18 protein-coding genes and 2 riboswitches are annotated in these 21,892 nt (G+C 48.5%); of the genes, 7 read left to right on the top strand and 11 right to left on the bottom strand.

Going from position 1 to position 21,892, the window contains the following annotated elements:
* Positions 1-348 precede the first annotated feature (348 nt).
* Entirely contained in the window at positions 349-1,182 is an 834-nt protein-coding gene (locus KNP67_RS14365) for a VanW family protein (RefSeq protein WP_029596119.1), read from the top strand.
* A 20-nt stretch (positions 1,183-1,202) separates the two neighbouring features.
* On the opposite strand, the gene KNP67_RS14360 is transcribed toward KNP67_RS14365, so the two are convergent.
* From KNP67_RS14360 to KNP67_RS14335, 6 genes are all read right to left on the bottom strand, one after another.
* Positions 1,203-2,564, bottom strand: coding sequence for an NCS2 family permease (locus KNP67_RS14360; protein WP_035385692.1), 1,362 nt, complete (start codon positions 2,562-2,564; stop codon positions 1,203-1,205).
* An 88-nt stretch (positions 2,565-2,652) separates the two neighbouring features.
* Positions 2,653-2,754: riboswitch (purine riboswitch) on the bottom strand.
* 137 nt (positions 2,755-2,891) lie between these two features.
* Entirely contained in the window at positions 2,892-4,415 is a 1,524-nt protein-coding gene (gene guaA / locus KNP67_RS14355; RefSeq protein WP_029596121.1) for a glutamine-hydrolyzing GMP synthase, read from the bottom strand.
* Between the two features lie 112 nt (positions 4,416-4,527).
* Positions 4,528-4,628, bottom strand: a riboswitch (purine riboswitch).
* A 39-nt stretch (positions 4,629-4,667) separates the two neighbouring features.
* Positions 4,668-6,764, bottom strand: coding sequence for a transglutaminase domain-containing protein (locus KNP67_RS14350; RefSeq protein WP_058765672.1), 2,097 nt, complete (start codon positions 6,762-6,764; stop codon positions 4,668-4,670).
* Positions 6,761-7,828, bottom strand: coding sequence for a DUF58 domain-containing protein (locus KNP67_RS14345; RefSeq protein WP_021065164.1), 1,068 nt, complete (start codon positions 7,826-7,828; stop codon positions 6,761-6,763). The genes KNP67_RS14350 and KNP67_RS14345 overlap by 4 nt, the downstream gene beginning before the upstream one ends.
* The gene (locus KNP67_RS14340; protein ID WP_021065165.1) at positions 7,825-8,778 is read right to left on the bottom strand and encodes an AAA family ATPase; all 954 of its coding nucleotides are present in this window, start codon (positions 8,776-8,778) and stop codon (positions 7,825-7,827) included. Before KNP67_RS14340 ends, KNP67_RS14345 begins: the two co-directional genes overlap by 4 nt.
* 172 nt (positions 8,779-8,950) lie before the next feature.
* Positions 8,951-9,556 carry a flavin reductase family protein gene (locus KNP67_RS14335; RefSeq protein ID WP_214756911.1) on the bottom strand — a complete coding sequence of 202 codons (606 nt, stop codon included), beginning with the start codon at positions 9,554-9,556 and terminating at the stop codon, positions 8,951-8,953.
* Between the two features lie 261 nt (positions 9,557-9,817).
* On the opposite strand from KNP67_RS14335, the gene KNP67_RS14330 reads away from it, so the two are divergent.
* Together KNP67_RS14330 and KNP67_RS14325 are read left to right on the top strand one after the other, a co-directional pair.
* Positions 9,818-11,656, top strand: coding sequence for an ATP-binding protein (locus KNP67_RS14330; RefSeq protein WP_251130889.1), 1,839 nt, complete (start codon positions 9,818-9,820; stop codon positions 11,654-11,656).
* A gap of 202 nt (positions 11,657-11,858) precedes the next feature.
* Entirely contained in the window at positions 11,859-12,176 is a 318-nt protein-coding gene (locus tag KNP67_RS14325; RefSeq protein WP_125318027.1) for a hypothetical protein, read from the top strand.
* 61 nt (positions 12,177-12,237) lie between these two features.
* On the opposite strand, the gene KNP67_RS14320 is transcribed toward KNP67_RS14325, so the two are convergent.
* Entirely contained in the window at positions 12,238-13,500 is a 1,263-nt protein-coding gene (locus KNP67_RS14320) for a tetratricopeptide repeat protein (RefSeq protein ID WP_058765668.1), read from the bottom strand.
* A 273-nt stretch (positions 13,501-13,773) separates the two neighbouring features.
* Here KNP67_RS14320 and KNP67_RS14315 point away from each other — a divergent pair, with 273 nt between their 5' ends.
* The 3 genes from KNP67_RS14315 (at position 13,774) to KNP67_RS14305 (ending at position 16,282) form a co-directional block, all read left to right on the top strand.
* Positions 13,774-14,448, top strand: a complete 675-nt coding sequence (locus KNP67_RS14315; protein ID WP_214756910.1) for a hypothetical protein — start codon at positions 13,774-13,776, stop codon at positions 14,446-14,448.
* A gap of 57 nt (positions 14,449-14,505) precedes the next feature.
* Positions 14,506-14,757, top strand: a complete 252-nt coding sequence (locus KNP67_RS14310; RefSeq protein ID WP_214756909.1) for a hypothetical protein — start codon at positions 14,506-14,508, stop codon at positions 14,755-14,757.
* 196 nt (positions 14,758-14,953) lie between these two features.
* Positions 14,954-16,282: an N-acetylmuramoyl-L-alanine amidase family protein gene (locus KNP67_RS14305; protein ID WP_051627752.1), complete on the top strand. Its 1,329-nt coding sequence runs from the start codon at positions 14,954-14,956 to the stop codon at positions 16,280-16,282.
* Positions 16,283-16,305: 23 nt separating this feature from the next.
* Here the strand turns inward: KNP67_RS14305 and KNP67_RS14300 are convergent, their stop codons facing one another.
* Positions 16,306-16,830, bottom strand: coding sequence for a GNAT family N-acetyltransferase (locus KNP67_RS14300; RefSeq protein WP_214756908.1), 525 nt, complete (start codon positions 16,828-16,830; stop codon positions 16,306-16,308).
* 35 nt (positions 16,831-16,865) lie between these two features.
* Positions 16,866-17,708: a CPBP family intramembrane glutamic endopeptidase gene (locus KNP67_RS14295; protein ID WP_214756907.1), complete on the bottom strand. Its 843-nt coding sequence runs from the start codon at positions 17,706-17,708 to the stop codon at positions 16,866-16,868.
* A 161-nt stretch (positions 17,709-17,869) separates the two neighbouring features.
* On the opposite strand from KNP67_RS14295, the gene KNP67_RS14290 reads away from it, so the two are divergent.
* Positions 17,870-20,227 (top strand): bifunctional diguanylate cyclase/phosphodiesterase, encoded by a 2,358-nt coding sequence (locus KNP67_RS14290; RefSeq protein WP_051627753.1) that lies wholly within the window; start codon positions 17,870-17,872, stop codon positions 20,225-20,227.
* Between the two features lie 77 nt (positions 20,228-20,304).
* Here the strand turns inward: KNP67_RS14290 and KNP67_RS14285 are convergent, their stop codons facing one another.
* Positions 20,305-21,450, bottom strand: coding sequence for a mannitol-1-phosphate 5-dehydrogenase (locus KNP67_RS14285; protein WP_214756906.1), 1,146 nt, complete (start codon positions 21,448-21,450; stop codon positions 20,305-20,307).
* Positions 21,447-21,881 (bottom strand): PTS mannitol transporter subunit IIA, encoded by a 435-nt coding sequence (locus KNP67_RS14280; protein ID WP_058765661.1) that lies wholly within the window; start codon positions 21,879-21,881, stop codon positions 21,447-21,449. The genes KNP67_RS14285 and KNP67_RS14280 overlap by 4 nt, the downstream gene beginning before the upstream one ends.
* Positions 21,882-21,892: the final 11 nt, after the last annotated feature.

Below are 21,892 nucleotides of genomic sequence, written 5' to 3'. Positions count from 1 at the left end.
AATTTGATATAGCTCTTTAAAAATGACGAAGCTTGCGCTTCATTCAAACATTGTAAAACTTTTTTTGCCTCATCGTTCAGTTTTCAAAGTTCGTCTGTCGCTCTTGGCGACTAAATGATAATAACATTTATCATTATTGTGTGTCAACCAGTTTGTTTACTAAGTTGTAAGCAGCGCTGGCAACAGAGATAACTATAGCATCCCTTTCTATCACCTGGCAAGCATTATTCTAAAAAAACTTTAAAAGATTTTTCTCGTCCCCTTACTCGCATCTATTGTATTGGAGAAGGGGATTTTTCCCTGTCGACGAATACTCATCAATACCAACTTATAAGAAGGTGACACTTGATGCTCCAACTGCAGCCAAAGAAACGATCGAACCTGCGCATCTGGGCAGGAACACAGTATTACATATTAAAACGCCGAACACAATGGATGACGGATAAGAAGCGGTACACTTCTAAACGAGATACTGCACCACTGCCCCACCTCATCTATGAGCACCGCACCCCACTCTACCGAAAATTACGAGATATCGATCTCAAAATGCAACAGAATAAAGTCATTAATCTTAATATCGCCATTAAACAGTTAAATGGCATCATCGTTTCTCCAAATGAAGTGCTCTCATATTGGAAAGCCATCGGGCGACCTACAAAACGAAAGGGCTATGTGGACGGAATGATTTTGCATTACGGAAAGGTCACGACTGGAACCGGGGGCGGATTGTGCCAATTATCCAACTTGATTTATTGGATCACGCTCCATAGCCCACTCACAGTGACCGAGCGTTACCGCCACAGTTATGATGTCTTCCCTGATTCACGAAGGGACCAACCTTTTGGGAGTGGCGCCACATGTTCCTACAACTATTTAGACCTTCAAATCACCAATCGGACGGCACAGACGTTTCAACTCCTTCTATATATAGAGGGGGATTATCTCGTAGGGCAATGGCGGTCCAATATCCCACCAACCGTTCAATATGAGATATATGAAGAAAACCACCACTTCACGAATGAATGGTGGGGTGGAACAGTTCGGCATAACCAAATATTTAGAAGCGTCTTCTCCCAAGATGGCACATTCATCCGAAATGAGTTCATCACAGAAAACCATGCTTTAACCATGTACGACCCCTTCTTACCTGAAAACACTGCATACAAAAAAGCCGACTCATAAACCGAGTCGGCTTCATTTCATTACGCGTGCGGCAAGAATATAAAGTAAGCCAAGAAGATCACTAACATGCCGTACATGATTGGGTGAATCTCTTTCGTCTTCCCTTTCGCGACCATCATGAGCGGATACAAGATGAATCCGAGCCCAATCCCCGTCGCAATCGACGAAGTGAGGGGCATCATCAGAATCGTCATGAATGAAGGAATCGCGATTTCTAGCTTTCTCCAGTCGATATCGAGTAAAGCCGAAGCCATGAGTACTCCTACGATAATCAATGCAGGGGCTGTGACCGCCGATGTGACGACTGCCAAGAGTGGCGAGAAGAAGAGCGCCAATCCGAAGAACAAACCTGCGAATACAGCCGTCAAGCCCGAACGACCACCGGCCGCTACACCAGCCGACGATTCTACATATGACGTCGCAGTCGATGTCCCAAAGATTGCACCTGCCACTGTTGCTGTTGAGTCAGCCATGAGCGCTTTACTCGCACGTGGCACTTTGTTGTCTTTCATGATTCCTGCTTGACGAGCTACCGCTACGAGCGTACCCGCTGTATCAAAGAAATCAATGAAGAAGAACGTCAAGATGACGACTAGCATTTGGACCGTGAAGACTTCTGAGAAATTGATGAACGCTTGTCCGAACGTCGATGACATGCTCGGTGGTGCCGAGATGATGTCTGAGATGGCAGTCGGTGTCGGTACAAGATTGAAGATCATCCCGACAATTGCTGTGAGAAGCATCCCGATGAAGATACCACCTTTTACATTTCGAACCATTAACAATGCTGTCACTACAAGACCGAACACCGAAAGGAGTGTCGTCCCTGTTCCGAGTGAACCGAGACCGACGAGCGTCGCTTCGTTGGCGACGACGATACCTGCATTTTTCAAACCGATAAAGGCGATAAAGAAACCAATCCCTGCCGCGACCGCCATTTTGAGTGGTCCCGGAATTGCGTTGACGACTGTCTCACGAATACCTGACAGTGTTAAAACGATAAAGAACAAACCAGAAACGAGAACCCCTGATAGTGCCGTTTGCCATGGAATACCCATGCCGAGAACTACACTGTACGCGAAGAAGGCGTTAAGCCCCATACCCGGAGCGATCGCAATCGGATAGTTGGCGAACAAGCCCATCATGACAGAACCGACGAGGGCGACAAGACCGGTTGCCACGAAAACAGCGCCCATGTCCATTCCTGCTGCACCTAACACGTTCGGGTTAACGAACAAGATGTAAGCCATTGCCAGGAACGTAGTGAATCCTGCGATCAATTCCGTTTTGATGTTCGTTCCAAGTTCATTCAACTGGAAGTAACGTTCAATCCGGTTTCCTGATGGTTGGTGATTTGGTTCTTGCTTGAGCTGTGTGCTCATTGGTTTTCCTCCTTGGCTCGCCGTAAAACGAGAAAAGGTCCCCGATTGATAACCGGAGACCCCACGCGAAACATACAGGGACATAAGTCCCTGATCTATGTCTCGCCGTAGTGAAATCATTTAAGGTGATTTCGTAGAGACTCTCGGGCCATATTCCCGATATTATACGGCAAAATAATTTTTAATTGTTCGGATATGATAAGAACGTTTTTATCTTAACAACGGCAAAATCGAATGTCAACACAAATGACGGATTTTAATCAAATATTTCGATCTATTGTTCGGATTTACCAAATAAAAACAGAGGGGATTTCTCCCCTCTGATGGTTATTCCCACTCGATTGTTGCTGGTGGCTTCGATGTGATGTCGTACAGGACACGGTTGACGTGACTGACTTCATTGACGATACGAACCGAGATTTTCTCGAGTACATCCCATGGAATGCGGGCCCAATCTGAAGTCATTCCATCAATCGAGGTGACGGCACGTACGCCGACCGCATAGTCATACGTCCGCTCGTCGCCCATGACACCAACTGAACGAATTGGTGTAAGGACCGTGAAATATTGCCAAATATCACGTTCGAGACCGGCTTTCTTCACTTCTTCGCGCAGAATCGCATCTGACTCACGCACGATTTCAAGTTTCTCTTCTGTGATTTCACCGAGAACACGAATGCCAAGACCTGGTCCCGGGAACGGTTGGCGCCAAACGATATAGTCCGGTAAACCGAGTTCAGTCCCGAGTTCACGCACTTCATCTTTAAAGAGCGTGTTAAGTGGCTCAATCAACGTGAAGTTCATGTCTTCTGGTAGTCCACCGACGTTATGGTGCGACTTGATTGTTTGAGCCGTGTCCGTTCCACTCTCGATGATATCCGTATAAAGCGTACCTTGGGCAAGGAAGTCCATGTCCACAAGTTTAGACGCTTCTTCGTCAAACACGTAGATGAACTCATTGCCGATGATTTTTCGTTTTTGTTCTGGATCTGAAACGCCGGCAAGTTTCGCCATGAAACGCTCCTGCGCGTCAATCTTGATGACTTTCATATTGAAACCGTCCGCGAACGTCTTCATGACGCTGTCCGCTTCATTTTTACGAAGCAAACCATGGTCGACGAACATACATGTCAATTGGTCGCCGATGGCACGATGAACGAGCGCTGCGACAACCGATGAGTCGACGCCACCTGACAACGCGCAAAGAACTTGCTTGTCACCGACAATCTCGCGAATCTTCTCGACTTCGATATCGATGAAGTTCTCCATCGACCACTCACCTTTGGCACCACACACTTCATAGATGAAGTTTTTCAAGATGTCGTTGCCGTACTCAGAGTGACGGACTTCCGGGTGATACTGTACACCGTACATTTTGAGTTCATCACTCTTGATTGAAGCGACCGGACATGATGGGTTCGTCCCATCGACGATAAATCCTGGCGGTGCTTCCATGACGAGGTCGCCATGGCTCATCCAAACCGTATGTTCCACTGGGAGACCTTTGTAGAGCGCCGACGCTTCCGGTGTCGAGAAGAGCGTCGCTTTTCCGTATTCGCGATGTGCCGCTCGTTCAACACGTCCACCGAAGTGATGCGTCATAAGTTGCATGCCGTAGCAGATTCCGAAAATCGGAATGCCAAGTTCGAAAATTTCCGGGTCACAGCGATATGCGCCTTCCGCGTACACACTGTTCGGTCCACCCGAGAAAATAATCCCGGCCGGAGCCAGTTCACGAATCTCAGCAGCGGTCATCTTGTGGGAATGAAGCTCACTATATACACCAAGGTCACGTACACGACGTGTGATCAACTGGTTGTACTGGCCTCCAAAGTCGAGCACCAAAATCATCTCTTGTTCTATTTTCACAAAACCTCCACCTTTCTGCCTTCTTCTCAAAAAAAAGAGCGAGCTTCTCCCACGGATTCACTAAACCGAAGAAGAAGCACGCCCTTTTCTGTGTATACGAAACGTGCTCCTTCATAGTCGGTCCATTTACGGTGGTCCGGTAGAGACTCTCGCGCCAATTCGCGAGTATATACGAAGGAATGCTGTTCAATTATCTAACTAATGCGTCTATCTTACTGTATGCATCCGCCTACTTCAACTCATAATTCGACGAATCATGATTTTCCAATATTCTTTATATTTTGAATTCGGCGTTTTTTCGGCATAGATACTTTGTTCAAACAAACGGGTCAATCTCGTCATTTCCGTCGATTCATAATAAGCATCGACCTCTGCGGCGAGTTCGGACGGCGTGCGCCCGTCGACTTTGAAACCTGCTCCGCGGAGTCGTTTCACTAGATATCGATGCATGGCGACAAGTCGATTTTCATTCAATGGACGCCGTGTCCACCAAAGCATCATGACGAGGCGTTCAATCGATTTTCGGTTCCATACGAGAACGGCGACCGTAAAGACAATCACAATCCAACCCCACACCGGCATATTCCAGTTCTCCGTTGCCGCCTCTCCCGACGTCACATCATCGAGTGCCAAATCTTCTTGCGGACGATTCGTCGGCTCGTCGTCTTGCGACGCTTGTGGATCATTGGCCGCTGGATCGTCTGCATTCGCTTCGTCCTCCGTCTCGACTTGAAGCAAGTTGGCGTCCGAGAAACTGATGGTCGCCTCGAGCGGGACCCAGCCTGCGCCTTCCACGAAATATTCTACCCATGAGTGAGCGTGACGGTTCCGGACCGTGTATTCTTCTTCCCCTTGGATAATCCCGCGAGCATCACCCATCGTGAAACCTTTGACCCAACGCGTCGGCACTCCGCTCGCCCGGAGAAGGACGGCAGCCGAGGTCGAGAAGTTGTCACAGTACCCGATTAACGTATCGAACAAAAATTGATCGACGTAATCCGTATCACCTTCCGGGACGGCTACATCTTCCGTATTGTATTGGAAATCTCCAGATTGGAAGTAGGCTTGGACTGCTTGGGCTTGGTCGTAAGGTGTCTCACTGTCGCCCGTGATATCGGCCGACAAGTCGCGGACCCGATCCGGAAGTGAATCCGGCAATTGTAAGTACGCCTGCCGCTCTTCTTCCGTCAACGTCGTCACCGGCTCATTCAACGCCAGTTGCTCTTCTGTGAAGGAAGGGACACTGTAGCGAAGTTGAATCGTCTGAGGCGTCGTTTGCCCGTCATTGTCGAACACGATTTTCCCGGACGGTCGGATGTGAATCGTCTCGTTCGGAAACGGTTCTTCGATATTCCCGACTCGGAATTCGGTGCCATTGTCCGTCTCCGTCGCCTGTGGGTATTCTCCACCATACGGGACGAACGTTTGGCGCCGGTCAAATCGGAGCAACGCCTGTTCCGGTGTCGTATCGACAGCTTGGTCGACGAGTTGTCCGCGGTTATATTCGGAATCGAGGACCGGGGACTCGACCCAGCCTTTCCCCGTATAAATCTCTTTTGACTCGATGCGCCAATAGCGCGCCGGCACACCACGGGCGATGAAGACGATGCCGTCATCTTGCTCAAACGGTCCGCCGAGTTGTTCATCGTTCACCCCATAGCCGACTCGACCGCTGCCTGAGCCTTCATCGTTCCCAGCATTTTGGAAACTCGTCGTCAACCGATCGGACCAATCCCCTTCAATTGTCGGCGACACGCTCGCGAGCGCCAACACGACCGAAGCGAGGAGCGCGATACTGACATAGCGGACGAGCGATTTGCTCGGTCGTTTCGCCAGGTCGGTGACGAAGAGCAATAAGAGCGATGCTAAAATTGCGAGTAAAATCTTCCCTTCCCCGTCATAAAGCGTCCACGTGTCAAAGTAAGCCATCAGTCCGAGCGTCGAAACGATCATCCCGAGAACGAAGCCATAGCTCGGATACGTGCGTCCGACCAGGATGGCGAACAGTACCCCGATGAGTGCCATCGCCGAGAAGAAAATCGCCTCTTCCGGCAAAGCCCCGCTCAGTACCCCGCTCAAATCCTCTAACCATAGACCGAACCAATCCAGGATACTCCCGTGGTACACGTACAAGACGATAAAGAAATTGAAGACGACCACACCAATGAAACCATACCAAGGCAACAAGCTCGCAAACATCGGAACGAGAAGCAGGAACAAGAACGGCCAATTGACATCAAATGTCGTACTGCCCACAATCGGCTCGACCCAAAATGACAATAAGTAGGCGGCAAGCGCCGTATAGACGATTCGTTTCAACCATGCCGTCATGTCGTCACCTCGTTCGCCGTGTACAAGTGATAGCTGCCTTGTGTCTCATTCATGATCTCACGCACCCATTTCGTCTCGAGTGGGCTAATCAAAATCAAGTTCCCCACTTCTTGCGGCAGGTTGCGCTTCACTCGTTCGACAAGGCGCCCTTCCGGCTCCGGTGTCGCTGTCAGCAAGTAATGGCCGACCTCTGCGCTTTGGTCCGGCAAATGGAACAGACGGACCTGCTCTTCGATGACATACAGTTCGAACGGCAGATTTTTCCGCTCGAGTTGTCGGATTGCACCGACGAGAAGCGACAATGAACGTTCGAACGCTTCTTCATGCCCAGCCGTTGTCGATGGGACAAAGACAAGCGACAGTTTCTTCTCCTGCTCTTGGTCGAACGTTTTCGTCATTAAGTTTCCGCGTCGAGCCGAGGCTTTCCAATCGATTCGACCGATGCGGTCCCCGGCCGCATACTCACGGACACCACTCGTCGTATTGGCAACCTCGGTATATGTGCGCGTGCGGCGATACTGTTCGCCTCGCCCACCGACTTGCTCGTCACGCGGTAAGTCGAACGGAAGTTCAGCAGGTGAGACTTCAACGACCGTCTCGAGTCGCAACGTCCGTTTGCGGTCGAACAATCCGAACACGTCTCGCACGTGAAGGACAGTCCGATCGAACACGTGGATGCCGCGTCGAATCTGTTCGATTTCGTAATGGACCGTCTCTGTCCGTCGAAAGAAACGATCGACCGTGGTAATGATGACATCAGTGGATGTCGCGAGTCGCGGCGGCGGTGTCTCTTCTAACGTGACGACCCCGACAAGAAACGGGTATTTCCGCTCCACTTGCAGTTCCACGTCCATCGTTTGGCCCGAGACGAGTCGTTTCGTCGTCACACGGCGCGACACGTTCGCGGCTGTGACCGGATAAATCATGAAAATCGTCCAATAGGCGGCCAGGACGAAAAATGACCACCAGAGCGTCGACGCGACGATACTCCCTTCAATCCGGGCGAATGCGTAAAGTCCGAATGCCGCCGCCCACACAAGGAACAGCTTCATCCAATTTTTCATACTTCTTTGACCTCACGATCCATCGGGACCGGAAGTGTGTCGAGCCAACCTTTGACGAGCTGTTCGGCCGTCTTCCCTTTATAGCGCGCTTCTGCCGTCAGTAAAATGCGATGACCGAGCACACTACCGGCGAGCGCCTTCACGTCATCCGGTAGCACGAAGTCACGGTTGTGGATATACGCCCACGCCTGTGCCGCCTTCATCAAAGCGAGTGTCGCCCGTGGACTGCCCCCGAGATACGTGTTCGGGTCGTTGCGCGACTCGTGAATCAAGCGGACGATATACTGTTTGACGGCACTCGAAACGTGTACATCGCGCACTTCGCGTTGCATCTGTTCGACTTCATGTTTCGTAATGACACTCTGTAACGCCTCAAGCGGTTCTGCTTTCTCAAACCGCGTCAGCAGTGCAATCTCTTCATTGAAAGATGGATAGCCCATCTCGATTTTAAGGAGGAATCGATCCAATTGAGCTTCCGGGAGCGGATACGTCCCTTCATGTTCAATCGGGTTTTGCGTCGCCATGACGAAGAACGGGGACGGTAAAATTTTGACTTCACCGTCGACCGTCACGCTGCGCTCCGCCATCGCCTCGAGCAAGGCCGATTGTGTTTTAGGAGAGGTCCGGTTGATTTCATCGGCCAAAACGATATTACCCATCAATGGACCCGGCCGATATTCGAACTCTTTCGTCTTTTGGTTATACATTGAGATTCCGGTCAAATCAGAAGGCAACATGTCCGGTGTGAATTGGACACGTTTGAAATCCAAATCGATGGCTCGACTGAACGTCCGGACGAGCATCGTTTTCCCGACGCCCGGGACATCTTCTAATAACACGTGCCCTCCGGCAAGTAAAGCAGTCAAACTCTTTGCGATGACATCTTCTTTTCCGACGATCACCGTCTCAATGGCATTGATGATCGATTGAATGGCTGGACGATATGACATAGCCGACTCCCCTTTTTTCTCTGATCGCTGACGCGTTAGAAATTAGAATGTTCTGACTTTATTGTGACACATTCGAGCGCTCGTGTGAAAGAAAACCATCATGCCAATGGGCTCTCCATTCTTTACCCGAAAAAAGGCGCCTTGTCTCCGATTCGAGCAGGCACCATGGCATTTATTTCGGTCGTTCGATTTCGAACGTTTCGCCGAGCGTGGCATAGAAGTTTCCGGCGAGTCGACTTACCGGTGCCAATCGTTCGGCGTCGATACGTCCGGCTTCATAAAGCGCCGGGTCAATATGGAACCTCACGACTCGCGCAATCAATAAGTCAGCCGTCACTTTCCCGTCATGCTCAATCGGAACGTGATGGTGCAGTTTACATTCCATTCGGATTTTGGCTTCTTTCACGCCTGGCGTCTCGATGATATCACTTGGTGCGGTCATGAACGTCGTCCGATCAAGCTCACTCTCCGCTGGCCCTAAATTGGCCGCGGTCTCGTTGACGAGAGCCACGTTCGTCTCATCGACGATATGGATGACGAGTTCTTCTGTCGCGACCGCATTGCGGGCTGTGTCTTTCATGACACCGTTCTTACGTTGAACCGATACCGATAGTAGCGGCGGCTCGGACGCCACGATGTTAAAGTAACTAAACGGCGCAGCATTGATTGTGTCGCCGTTTCGAGTCGTCACGAAAGCGATCGGCCGCGGAACGATACTCCCGATTAAAAATTTGTACGTGTCTCGCTCGGTTAACGCTGAAGGTTCAATCGATAGCATAAGAGCACCTCTTCCATAGTCATTTCTTCTCTTTCAAGCTATCCTGTTCCCTTCGCATGTGTCAATCGGAAGCACATTTGAATGTGTAAGATGCTGAAATCCGGGGTATATCCGTCTAGATATGATATTTAAACAGAGAATGCTTGATGGCACATTGTTTGAGCAATTCGGTGTTCATCTAATTTTTCTTTTTGTATATTTCCGTTATACGACAATGGAATTGGAGTTGGTTTTTAGTTAAGGAAGGAAGTAGAGTGTATTATGGGCAAGTGGATTGAACAATTGAACAGTCGTCAAATTCTCGGCATCCTTTATGGTGTTTGTATCACCAGCCTCGTTTTAACAGCAATCGGTGCTTGGTTCGTTCGGGACGATACCGTCTCACCGACCGAACTTCTGACGTTGCGTTGGATCTGGATGACCGGGCTAGTCATGTTTATCACTGCTATTTTATTAATTGGACGTCCTTTGATTACACGAATGGTCAGTCAAAACGAAAATATGCGCGCGAAGCAAACAGAGATGCAGTCCGTGCTCGAGGCGTCGAAACAAAACGAGACCAAACTGCAGTATCGTAACGAATTGATTGAAGTACTCGCTTCGAAGGAATCGTTACTCGACTATTCGGCTGTCATCGAAAAAATCGTCTGGTTGACCGAGGCCGAGTTCGGGGCCGTATTGCTCGTCAAAGACGATGAAATCACGTCCGTCGTACCGAAAGGGATGACCACTGAACAACAAGAAGATTTGAAAGTACAGTCGCTCTTACTCAAACGCGTTATGATTTCAAGAACGCTAGAGGCGAGTTCAAAAAAAGTGGCCGACCAGCTTCACGGCTACCCGTACTATATCCATGAGACCGTCATCCCGGTAAAAGATCCATCAGACGGAACGATGATCGGTTGTTTATATTTGGCCTGTTACGATAAGCCGTTCGATGCGAGTGAAACATCAGAGTTGAACGCGTTCGCGAACCAGTTGGCCATTTCGCTCTTACGGACGCGGCTTTATCGCCAGATGCAACAGGATCGTAAAGAGACGGCACAATTAATCAACTCGGTCCGTGAAGCGATTCTTTATTTCAACTATGAAGAAGACACGATTGTCGGCAACCGCGCCTTTATCCGCATGTTCGATGAACTTCAATTCGAATACGCCGGTTATGAGGAACTGACAACGTTATCGATTGATATCGAACAGTTTGCCGAACGTGTCGATCAACAAGACCTTTTCATCAGTTATATCGAACGTGTCTTCGACCAAGAGCCGCCGGAAGACGGTTTATCGATTTCATTGGATCAAGGCGATTGCTTCCTCCAAGTCTATGCAGAGAGTATTTACCGAGACGGGAAGATTCACGGCACGATGCTCGTCTTGCGCGATGTGACGGCCGAAACTGAAATTGACCGAATGAAATCAGAGCTTGTCTCGACGGTATCTCACGAATTGAGAACGCCGCTGTCATCGATCTATGGATTCACAGAGTTGATGCTCGAGCGTGATTTGAAGGCAACCCGCCGCGAATTGTACTTGAAGACGATTCACGATGAGGCGAAACGTCTCTCGTACTTGGTCAACGACTTCCTCGACCTTCAAAAGATGGAGGCCGGAAAACAGACGTTCGAGTGGGAGACGGTCGATTTGCTCGAGCTCGCCCGCGACAGTATCAGCTTTTATCAAGAGACGACCGATTCGCATCATCTACACCTTGATGCCGATGTCGGACAAGACTTTAAAATCGAGGCCGACTTGGAAGGGATGCGACAGTTGCTCGGTAACTTGCTCAGTAACGCCATCAAGTATTCCCCAGAAGGCGGCAACGTGCTCGTCTCGTTGGAACGACTCGAAGGACAAGTCGTCATGAAAGTCCGCGACAACGGGATGGGTATCCCTTCTTCCGCCTTGCCGAACTTGTTCGGCAAATTTTACCGGGTCGATAACTCAGACCGTCGTAAAATCGGAGGGACAGGACTCGGTCTCGCCATCTGTAAAGAAATCGCGAAAGCGCACGACGGACATTTACACGTTGAATCGATTTACGGGGAAGGTAGCACATTTATTTGTGAATTGCCGACGTTGAAAGAAGCGATTCATCAATGAACACGACCGGAGTCGTTCCGGTCGTGTTTTTTACGCCTTAGCTTCTATTTTTAGCAGGAATGTTTTGGGATAATCTAGAAAAAGAGTAACATCGAGAAACGAAGGCAACATCGATTTACCCTTCCCATTTTTCTCGCAGGTTAAGTCTAGAAAAAGAGCTATACTAGTAAGGAAGAGACAGACAAGATTGGAGGTCATGAAGTTGGATCACCGCGACCCACCGTTTTCAGAACTAGGCGACTTTAAACAATGGGGACGTTTTGATATAAACGTGCCACTTCAAGGCGGGCAAGCCGAACTGCAAGCTGCCGTATCGATTGTTAGACATCATATTCCTTTGCGGTTGGGTGGGTTTTATATCATCGCGAGTGAAGATGGGATTTTGCGAAGCGGCTCTCACGATGCCAATTTGCAAAAACATATCATTCACCTGCTCCAACAAGTTCAAACGGGCCATGTGGAAGATGAAGCATTGATGAACGAACCGATTTGGACGATTCATTATTTCACCACTCCATAAACGACAAGAGACGATTCGGGCGTCTCTTTTTTTGTGCAAAAAAAGAACGCCTGAGGAGGCGTTAATCCCATCGAGACATAATCGCAATGGATTTCTCATAGTACTCAGTAGATAGTTTGTACTTCCCATTTTCACGTAGCTCACGCGCTAACCAAAGGGCGTATTTGTTTGTGTACAAATAGTCATCGAACGACTCAAAGTATTGAACAGCTTTTTTCAAACTACTAATCAGCTTTAATTTATCGAGTTCTTGATAACAATTTTTATAAACTTCAAAATGATGGTGAAATTCTTCTAACCCTTCATGGTTCCCTATAATTTCATATCCATTGTCAAGCCATTTTATAACCCCATCCGAGTCTTCTTGTTCAGCATAAACTTCAATCAAGGAAAGTACACTGTAAAGTTTACTTTTAGGATCCGACTTGTAAGACAGACTCTCAAGAAAGTACTCTAACGCCTTTTCTTGGTTCCCTAACAAAGAATAAATTTCACCCATGTTGTTATACAACATACCGTTATAATACTTTAAGTCAGTTGCACTGGTAACTTTAGTGGCTCGTTCGTAATGGGATAACGATTCTGAATAGCGCTTTCTTCTTTTATAAGAAAGCCCGATGATTAAATGACATTCAATGATTCGTTCTACATAAAAATTATCTTTAAAATAACCAAGCGCAAATTTAACATTTTCAATGGCTTGTAAATAATCCGTCGACTTGTAGTACAATCCTCCCATGATGTATCGCATATCTGCAATCTCCCAATCAGGGATATTCGATGTAGGCAATTGTTCATTTAATTGCTCTAAAAGCTGCAATGATGATTCTTTATCGTTTGATTGAAAATGGGTCAAACTTTGCATGAGCAAATATCTGATTTTATTGTCTCGATCTAATTGGTCTTCAAGCCACCCCAATTCGTTTAAATAACGCCCTTTTCCTCCAGGCATCAAATCGAATCTTGCCAATGTAATCAGCAGCATAATATATAATTCTTTTGATTGATTAACTACTGGATTAGAAATGTATTTTTCAATCTGCTTTCTTCTATCTTCATCTCTTCTCGTTAGAACTGCTTCTCTTAGAATACTTTGAATTTCCTCTCTGACTTTATCAACTTGTTGACTAAAATCAAAATAAACAGGGACATCTATATTTAACTTTTCAAAAATCAATTCTAGTACTTCTTCACTAGGTGTAGTTTGATTATTCTCAATCTTACTTAAATACGATATGGAACAAATACCTCTCGCTAAGACAGATTGCTTCATGTTCCTACGCATACGCTCTACTTTAATAAGGTTACCGTAGTTATATTCCATCTTAAGTAGTAGCTCCTTCGTCCCAAATATGATTAGTTTTTGTATAAATTATTCGCTATTTCCTGCAGTTTAGGAAAACGGAAGCTAAAAACCTCAAAAAAATCGATGCTTTTTGCACTAATTTTCCCAACCGACTACTAAACGAATGACCTAATATTCATGTTAAGATTTAAATAAGAACTAATATATTAGTTCTCAATTTAGGTCCATTGGTTTATTAACAATCTACCACCAGAAAATATGGACATTTAATAATGGAGGTGAATATAGCATATGGGAAAGTTAAACTTCTTGCTTGCTGAAGACTACATTAAACCAAAAATTTATTTTCAATCAAAACAACAAAATATCTTTGATGCATCATATTCTTCGTCTGATCGAAGCCAATTTGAAGGATTAGAACATTTAACCCAATTGTTACGTTCATCAACAGGTTTTATAGTTAACGCTTTCCAAGTTGATTACTATCAAACTTTACCACGACTCATAGCTAAAACATTGAAAGAAAACAAAATGTACAAGCGCGTTTATGTTTTAGGCCCTGAACTATCTCTTTCTATTCTAAAGCGCAGTTCTAAAACCGTCTATGAGAAACATTTCCAGGAATTCGGATATATAAATATAGAACAAGCATATGATAGTGTGCTTAAACAGTGTTTAACACTATTGAAAGAAGGTCATATCTTATATGTTCTTCCTGAAGCCTCTATTTGTTGGAATCCAGAACCACTTACACAATTTAAAAATAGATTTACTCCTTTGTGCAGCACCTTACTCAGTCAAGAAGCAAACGTTCCGATTTTGTCATCAAGCACAAAAGAAAATAATGACAAATTTATTTTACACGAACCAAATATGCCTCAACAGTACATTGGTGACTTAGAATCTCGCATTGAACAGCAATCTGATGCGATTTATTCGTTGCTAGAATCACCATTTTCTGAGTAAAATCATACTAGGGACTGCAGCTTACAAAATACACCACCCTACATTGGAGGAATTATCATGAAAAAATTAACTGGAATTCTCTTTATTGCCACAGCACTCTTTTTACTCGGAACTTCTTTCAAACCACTAGCAGACGATTTTCCACGCCTGACGAAAATCGATATGATTGTAAAACCTGCGGCGGATGACTTTCCACGTTTAACTAAACTTGAGGCTCCAATTCAGAAATTTGCAGATGATTTTCCACGTCTTACGAAAATCGAAGAGCCTGTCAAAACATTCGCTGATGATTTCCCACGCCTTACGTGATTATTAAAAGAGACGCCCTCGTGCGTCTCTTTTTTTATTTCCGAAACTCTGGAAATAAACTTATTGAAAAAAAGTCAAACAATTTACATATTAACCTCCATTTTTTTCTTGTTTCCTTATATAATAACGGAGACATGATGACGATTTCATTTCACAGCTACTTCACCTATCTTATGAATAAAGGAGCGGATCTCGATTGAACCAAACGAAATCATCTTGGAACTTGAAACTGTTGCTTAGCTCTTCCCTCGTCATTGGTGGCATGGCCATCGCCCCATTCGACTTGACGCCGAACGGTTTCGAATCGAGCCGAGTCGAAGCTGCCTCTACATACACGACGACAGCGAACTTGAACCTTCGTTTAAGTGCCGCCACATGGAGTCCTGTCCTTTTAACGATTCCAAATGGGGCGACCGTCAAATATGTTAGCAAGTACGGCTCTTGGTACAAGGTCAGCTACGGTGGCAAGACCGGCTACGTCGCTTCGCAATACGTGAAAGTTTCGACTCCCTCGACGATGACGCCGAGCTCAGCCTCGTACTACAAAACGACGGTCAATTTAAACTTGCGATTGACGGCAGCCTCGTGGAGCTCGGTCTTGACGACGATCCCGAACGGCGCCACCGTCAAGTATGTCAGTCGTTATGGCTCTTGGTATAAAGTCAGTTACAACGGAAAGACGGGCTATGTCGCTTCGCAATACTTAACAGCCACCGGAGCCCCGACTACGACGACTTCTACCACGTCCTACCAAACGACGGTCAACTTGAACATGCGCTTGACGGCAGCCTCGTGGAGCACGGTGTTGCTGACTATCCCAAACGGTGCGACCGTCAAGTACGTCAGCAAGTACGGCTCTTGGTATAAGGTCAGTTACGGCGGCAAGACGGGTTACGTCGCTTCGCAGTATTTGAAGCCGGCCACGACGACGACACCAACAACATCAACCGGTTCAGGTCGGACGATCGTGATCGATGCTGGACACGGCGGGAATGACCCAGGGGCTGTGTACGGATCAGTGTACGAAAAAGTCATCGCTTTCGATATCGCCGCACGTCTCGCGAGTACGCTCTCGAATACATATGGCTATAACGCACGGATGACGCGCTCGAACGACGTGTACTTGTCGCTCGCACAACGCGTTGAATTGACAAAATCGTATAAAGGTAGCGCCTTCGTCAGCATTCATAACAACTCGTCGACGAATACGTCTTACCACGGTCACGAAGTCCTCGTCCCGACCGGTGAAAGTTATACGACGAACCCATACATCTCGGCTAGCCGCAGTTTAGGGGCAGCCATCAACCGTGAACTCGGTGTCCGAATCCCAACGATTCGTAACCGTGGTGTGAAATATCAAAACGTTTATGTCGTCGGCAAGAACAGCGTCCCATCGACCCTTGTCGAATATGGTTTCATCAGCAACTCGAACGACCGCTCGCACTTGACGAGCACCACATACCGGCAACGGATGGCAGATGCCACCGCTTCTGGGATTCATCAATTTATGAGCACTTATAAATAAGCAAGAGACCTGATCGCATGCGATCAGGTCTCTTTTTCACTGGCGGGACAACGCCAAATTTTATGATGCGCCCCCGGACCCCAATAGTGCTCAATCGTCACGAGCGGCGGACCGAGCCGCTTCTCCCAATAGGCTTGTGACGTTGGAAAGCCGGCATCTAAATAAAATGCCGTTTGTTGATTTGCCACGAGTTGCCGTCTCATATTGTCTATCAAGAAACGACCGACACCTTGGCGTTGGGCACCAGGTGCGACGTACATGCATCCGATTTCAGGAACGTTCGGCTCGATGTCGACGTGTGCGGTAATGATGTCATTCGGAGGCAAAATCGCGGCCGTCCCTACGATGACGTCGTCTTGGAGCACCACAAAAATTTGAACGGTCTCGTCTTCGAAACTGTCTTGAACGGTCGTATTCAACCGTTCGACTTCTTCATCCAGCAAGTCGGCATCTTCAAACTGTTCTCGGCGAATCAAATCACTCAGACTCTCCATAAACAGCCGTTGGAGCGGCTTTACATCTTCACGTTCGAGCGGGCGAAAGTTCAATCTCTCCACTTCCCTCTGTTCCTGAATGATACCTGCTAGTCTTTACCCGCGTCCGCTTCTGGCGTAACGTTCGGTTGATGCGACCCTTCCACCGCCTCGAGTTGCTCGAGATGATCGTAACCGAGATGTCCATGCGTTCTCCAGATGAGGACAATTGCAGTCGTGACGAGCAATAACGTCAAATGGAGAAAGCCGATCGGAAACATGCCCGGCTTCATTAGTGGAATGAGTGCGAACGAGACATTGAACATCGTATGGAGCAAGAAAACGGACCATAAATTCATCGTCGTAACATTGTAGAGCCAGGATATGATGAACGTGAACGCGAGAATCGCCATGGCGTATGCCCAAAACGGGATGAGCGATTGCCCGGTCCCCTCCATCAAAAAGAGTGGTGTATGCCAGACGGTCCAAATGCTCCCTACGAACAAACTCGCTTTGATCGGGGTCGTCTTCAATTGACACGCGTTGAGCAGATAACCGCGCCATCCGTACTCTTCTTGCATCGTGCCGCCTAGGAACAACATGTAGAAGAACGTCGGCACGACGAGCCACGGACGCTCAAACAGCAACGCCCCTTCTGCATCGGACCACCAATAGGCAATGAGGAAAACGAAAGGAAGGAACAACAGGCCGAACGCATAGTATCTGCCTGCCATCCGCCACTCGAATCCCCGCTTCCATAACGTCGTGACACCTTCCCAACCGTTCTCCCGGAACGCCATGTAACTCCCGGCAAGACTTGGACCGAACGCTCCGATCAGCACAATCGCTTGAATCGGTAACTCGGTCCCAATAAATAGTCCCCACCACGCCAACCATGAGAACCCGAACGCGATGAGGAGAAATAAGATGATTTCTTTCTTTGTCGGTATCATTCGTCTCCTCTCCTTCTATCCGTAGTTTACCCGCTTTCCGAACGACTTCCCTATTTCATGCAAAAAATATTTTTATTATATGAAGCAAAATGATAGATGGACTTTTGAATTCCAAGGTATAATTGAAATTACAACAAAATTACATTCATAGTGAGGTATATATGGAACCAGTCGTTGAACACTCGATGAGTCACAATGGGTTTCTCGTGATTCTGTCTTATCTGATTGCCGCCGTTTCTGCTTACGCCGCCATCGAACTGGCCCGACGTGTCAATTCAGCGAACCGTTCCACCCAAAACGTCTGGATCATCGCTGGTGGCGCGACACTCGGTCTCGGCATTTGGTCGATGCATTTCATCGCCATGCTGGCCCATGAGGTATTGCGACCGATCACGTATTCGGTCCCGCTCGTCCTATTGTCCGTCGTCATCGCCATGGCCGGTTGTATGTTCGGCTTCTTGATTGTCTCGCGTCGCACGACTCGACCAGCCCTAATCGGTGCCGGACTAGTCATGGGAGGCAGTATCGCCAGCATGCATTACGTCGGGATGGCAGCGCTCCAAGGCGTCACGACTTCCTACAATCCATGGTTGGCGACGCTATCGATTTTGATTGCGCTCGGCGCCTCGCTCGGCGCCCTATGGATTGGCTTCTTTTCGAAGTACACACAGAAAAAGATGCATATGGAACTGAAGGTGTTCTTCTCCCTTTTGATGGGTGTCGCCATCTTCGGCATGCATTTCGTCGGCATGCTAGCGGCGACGTTCACGTTCGTTGAGACAGACAGACCTTTCGCCAATGCGATTGAGCCTTCACTGCTCGCATGGCTCGTGACGGCGATTACGATTCTCTTGTTCGCCATCTTCTTCTTATCACTCACGCTCGATCGTCATCTCCGCAAACGAGAATTCATTCAAGCGACGATTCTTGATTCGACGACGGATGCAGTCGTCACGACGACGAAAGACGGGATGATTCAATACGCGAACACAGCCTTCTATCGCTTGTTCGATGAAGTCGAGCAGGATGCCTTCTTCCAAGACTATCATCCGTCGCTCACAATCAATCAACCGTTCCATGAACCGAGACGCGTCGATCTCGACGACCGGACGATTGAAGTGACGAGTTATCCACTCAAAGGGGAAACAATGGACCAAGTACTTTGGTTCTTGCGTGACGTCTCGGAGACAATTGCCTCACAGCGGCTCGTCGAACATATGGCGTATCACGATACGCTCACGGATTTACCGAACCGGCATAAGCTCGAACGGATTTTAGCCGAACATATTCAAATCGAAGACCCGGTCGCTTGTCTCTACATCGACATCGACCGGTGGCGTTTCTTGAGTGACATGCTCGGGCATCACGGCTCGGACGAACTGACGATGCAAATCGCTGAGCGTCTGCAAGTGACCATTCACCCGGATGACATTTTGACGCGCGTCGGTTCATCCGAATTCATCATCTTGCTGTTTGATAAGCGGAGCACGCTCGCCAAACAGAAAGCCGAGAAGTGTATCAAGGCGATCTCGCAACCGTTCGATATCGACGGGACGACCGTCGAACTGACGATGAGCGCCGGCATCAGTCATTATCCGAAAGATACGAAGTCGGCCGAGGAGCTCGTGCAATACGCACGCCTCGCCGTCCACGAGTCGAAACGGACCGGTAAGAATCAAATTAAAGAATTCGAAGACGAGTCGAAGCATCAAATCCTTCGTACCGTCGAAATCGAAAAGGCGCTCGCGCAGGCGCTCGACCGAAATGAGTTTTCACTCGTGTACCAGCCGAAAGTGTCACTTACGCAAAATCGACTCGAAGGCGTTGAGGCGCTCCTGCGTTGGAACAACCGCGAGCTCGGTCACGTGTCACCGACAGACTTCATTCCAATCGCGGAGAACACCGGCCTGATTCACTCAATCGGCAGTTGGGTCATGCGTGAATCGTGCCGAGCCTGGGTCCGTTGGAAGAAGTCGGGCGTGAAACCATTCACGCTTTCGGTCAACGTCTCCCCGCTCCAGTTCGCGCGTGAGGATTTTGTCGAGTCGCTCCAGGCCATCTTGGATGAGACCGGTATGGACCCGATGTTCCTCGAGCTCGAGGTAACGGAGTCGTCGATGCTGTCATATGAAGAATCGACGCGAGAGAAACTCACCCAGCTCCATCAGTTCGGGATTTTAATCTCACTCGACGATTTCGGGACGGGCTACTCGTCGTTCCGTCAATTGCGTGAGCTACCGGTCCAAGTGTTGAAAATCGATCGGTCGTTCATCGTCAACTTGTTCACCGATCGGAACCAGGAAGCCATCGTTCGCTCGATGATTCAACTCGGTCATAACTTGGGTATGAAAGTGCTCATGGAAGGTGTCGAGACGTCGGATCAGCTCGAATGGTTACTGAACGAACAGTGTGATTACGTCCAAGGTTATTACTTCAGTCGTCCACTTCTTGAAAAGGACGTCGTGAAACATGTCAAATCGGTCACGACGTACATCGAGTTTGGAAAGACACGCGCTTGATCAGACTGCAGCCCCTGCGCTGCAGTCTTTTTTGTATGCCAAAAATCTCCCATGCCACCAGGCACGGGAGAATCGTTTTACGAGACTTGCGCTTTTTCTTGCTCGCGAATCAAGTGGTATTGTTCGAGGATTAGCTTCGTCAGCGTGTCATCCTCATGCAATTGGAGATATTTTTCTACCGTCGAGACGATGCCGTCTTCTTCGATGGAAAGATTAAGTTCAGAAGATTCTGAATCCTCAGGGTTATAATAGGTCAAGGCAGCCGCGATTCCGTAGGCCAGTTCATTCGGTTCGATGCCGTTATCGATGAGTTCGCGGGCTGGTTTGACGAGCCGATCACTCGGTCCGAGCTTACGGATTGGTGAGCGGGCGACACGTGAGACTTCATCTTTCAACTTCGGATTCTCGAATCGTTTGATGATCTTTTGAATGTATTGGCTGTGTTCTTTCGCCTCGAACCCGTACTTCTCGAGGAGGAGCCAACCAGTCTCATACAACGCGCCTTGCACAACTTGACGGACACGGCGGTCTTTGAGCGCCTCGTCGATCGTCGCTTTCCCGAACAAGGAACCGATGTACGACGCGATGGCGTGACCGGTGTTGACCGTGAACAGCTTCCGTTCGATGTATGGCCCAATCTCGTTGACCCACGTCACACCTTGAAGCGGGGGCCGCTCGGCCAATCCTTTCGTCTCGATGACCCACTCGTAGAATGTCTCGACCTCGACGAATAGCGGGTCTGCGTGTTGTTGCAACGGGACGATCCGGTCGACGGCCGCATTCGGGAACGAGGCATTGGCCGTCCCGATACCACCTGACGCTTCGATCGCTTGATGAAGTGATGCGCTACCGCCAATCATGTTCTCGCAAGCAATCACATAAACGGGTGCCGACGTCACGCGTTCACGGAGTCCTTCGCTGATGAGTGGCGCGACTTTCGGCAACAGCGTCGGTCCGACCGCGGTCGTGACGAGATCGGCCTCCGCGATGAGGGCGATGACCCGCTCCGGATCGGTCAAACTGTTGACGCCGCGGACCCGGTCGACGAGGACGTTGTCGACGCCTTCTTCGGCGAATCCGACTTCATAAAATCGCTTGTCTTCTAACGCTTGGATGACGGTATCGTTAATATCGACGAACGTGACCTCGTAACCACTCTGATTGAGCAGCAATCCGATAAATCCACGTCCGATATTCCCTGCCCCAAAATGTACGGCTTTCATGACGCCACCTCTTCCATGAATAGCGACAAAATCTCTTCTTTCGTCTTCGCCTGTACAAGACGCTCGACGTTATCCTCATCTGAACAGATGACCGCGATTTGGGACAGGAGTTCCAAATGTTCGTCATCCACACCAGCAATCCCGATGACGAGTTTCGCCGTCTGGCCACCGAAATCGACGCCGGCCGGCACTTGGAGGATGGAAATCCCCGTCTTTTGAACGGCGGATTTCGCTTCCTCGGTCCCGTGCGGAATCGCGACTTGGTTCCCGATATACACGCTCGAGAGCGCTTGACGTTCGTGCATCGCTTTGACGTAAGCCGGAGATACGCATCCGGCTGCTTCTAACACTTCACCGGCTGCGTCAATCGCTTCGGCCGACGTGTTGAACGATTGGTTGAGTCGAATCATCTCTGTCTGAATGAATGGCATTTTAGTTCCTC

Origin of the sequence: Exiguobacterium sp. s157 (genome assembly GCF_018618205.1) — a bacterium.
In the GTDB taxonomy this organism is placed as follows: Bacteria; Bacillota; Bacilli; order Exiguobacteriales; family Exiguobacteriaceae; genus Exiguobacterium; species Exiguobacterium chiriqhucha.
Note: the sequence above shows the minus strand (reverse complement) of the source record. Positions and strands in the feature narration are given on the sequence as shown.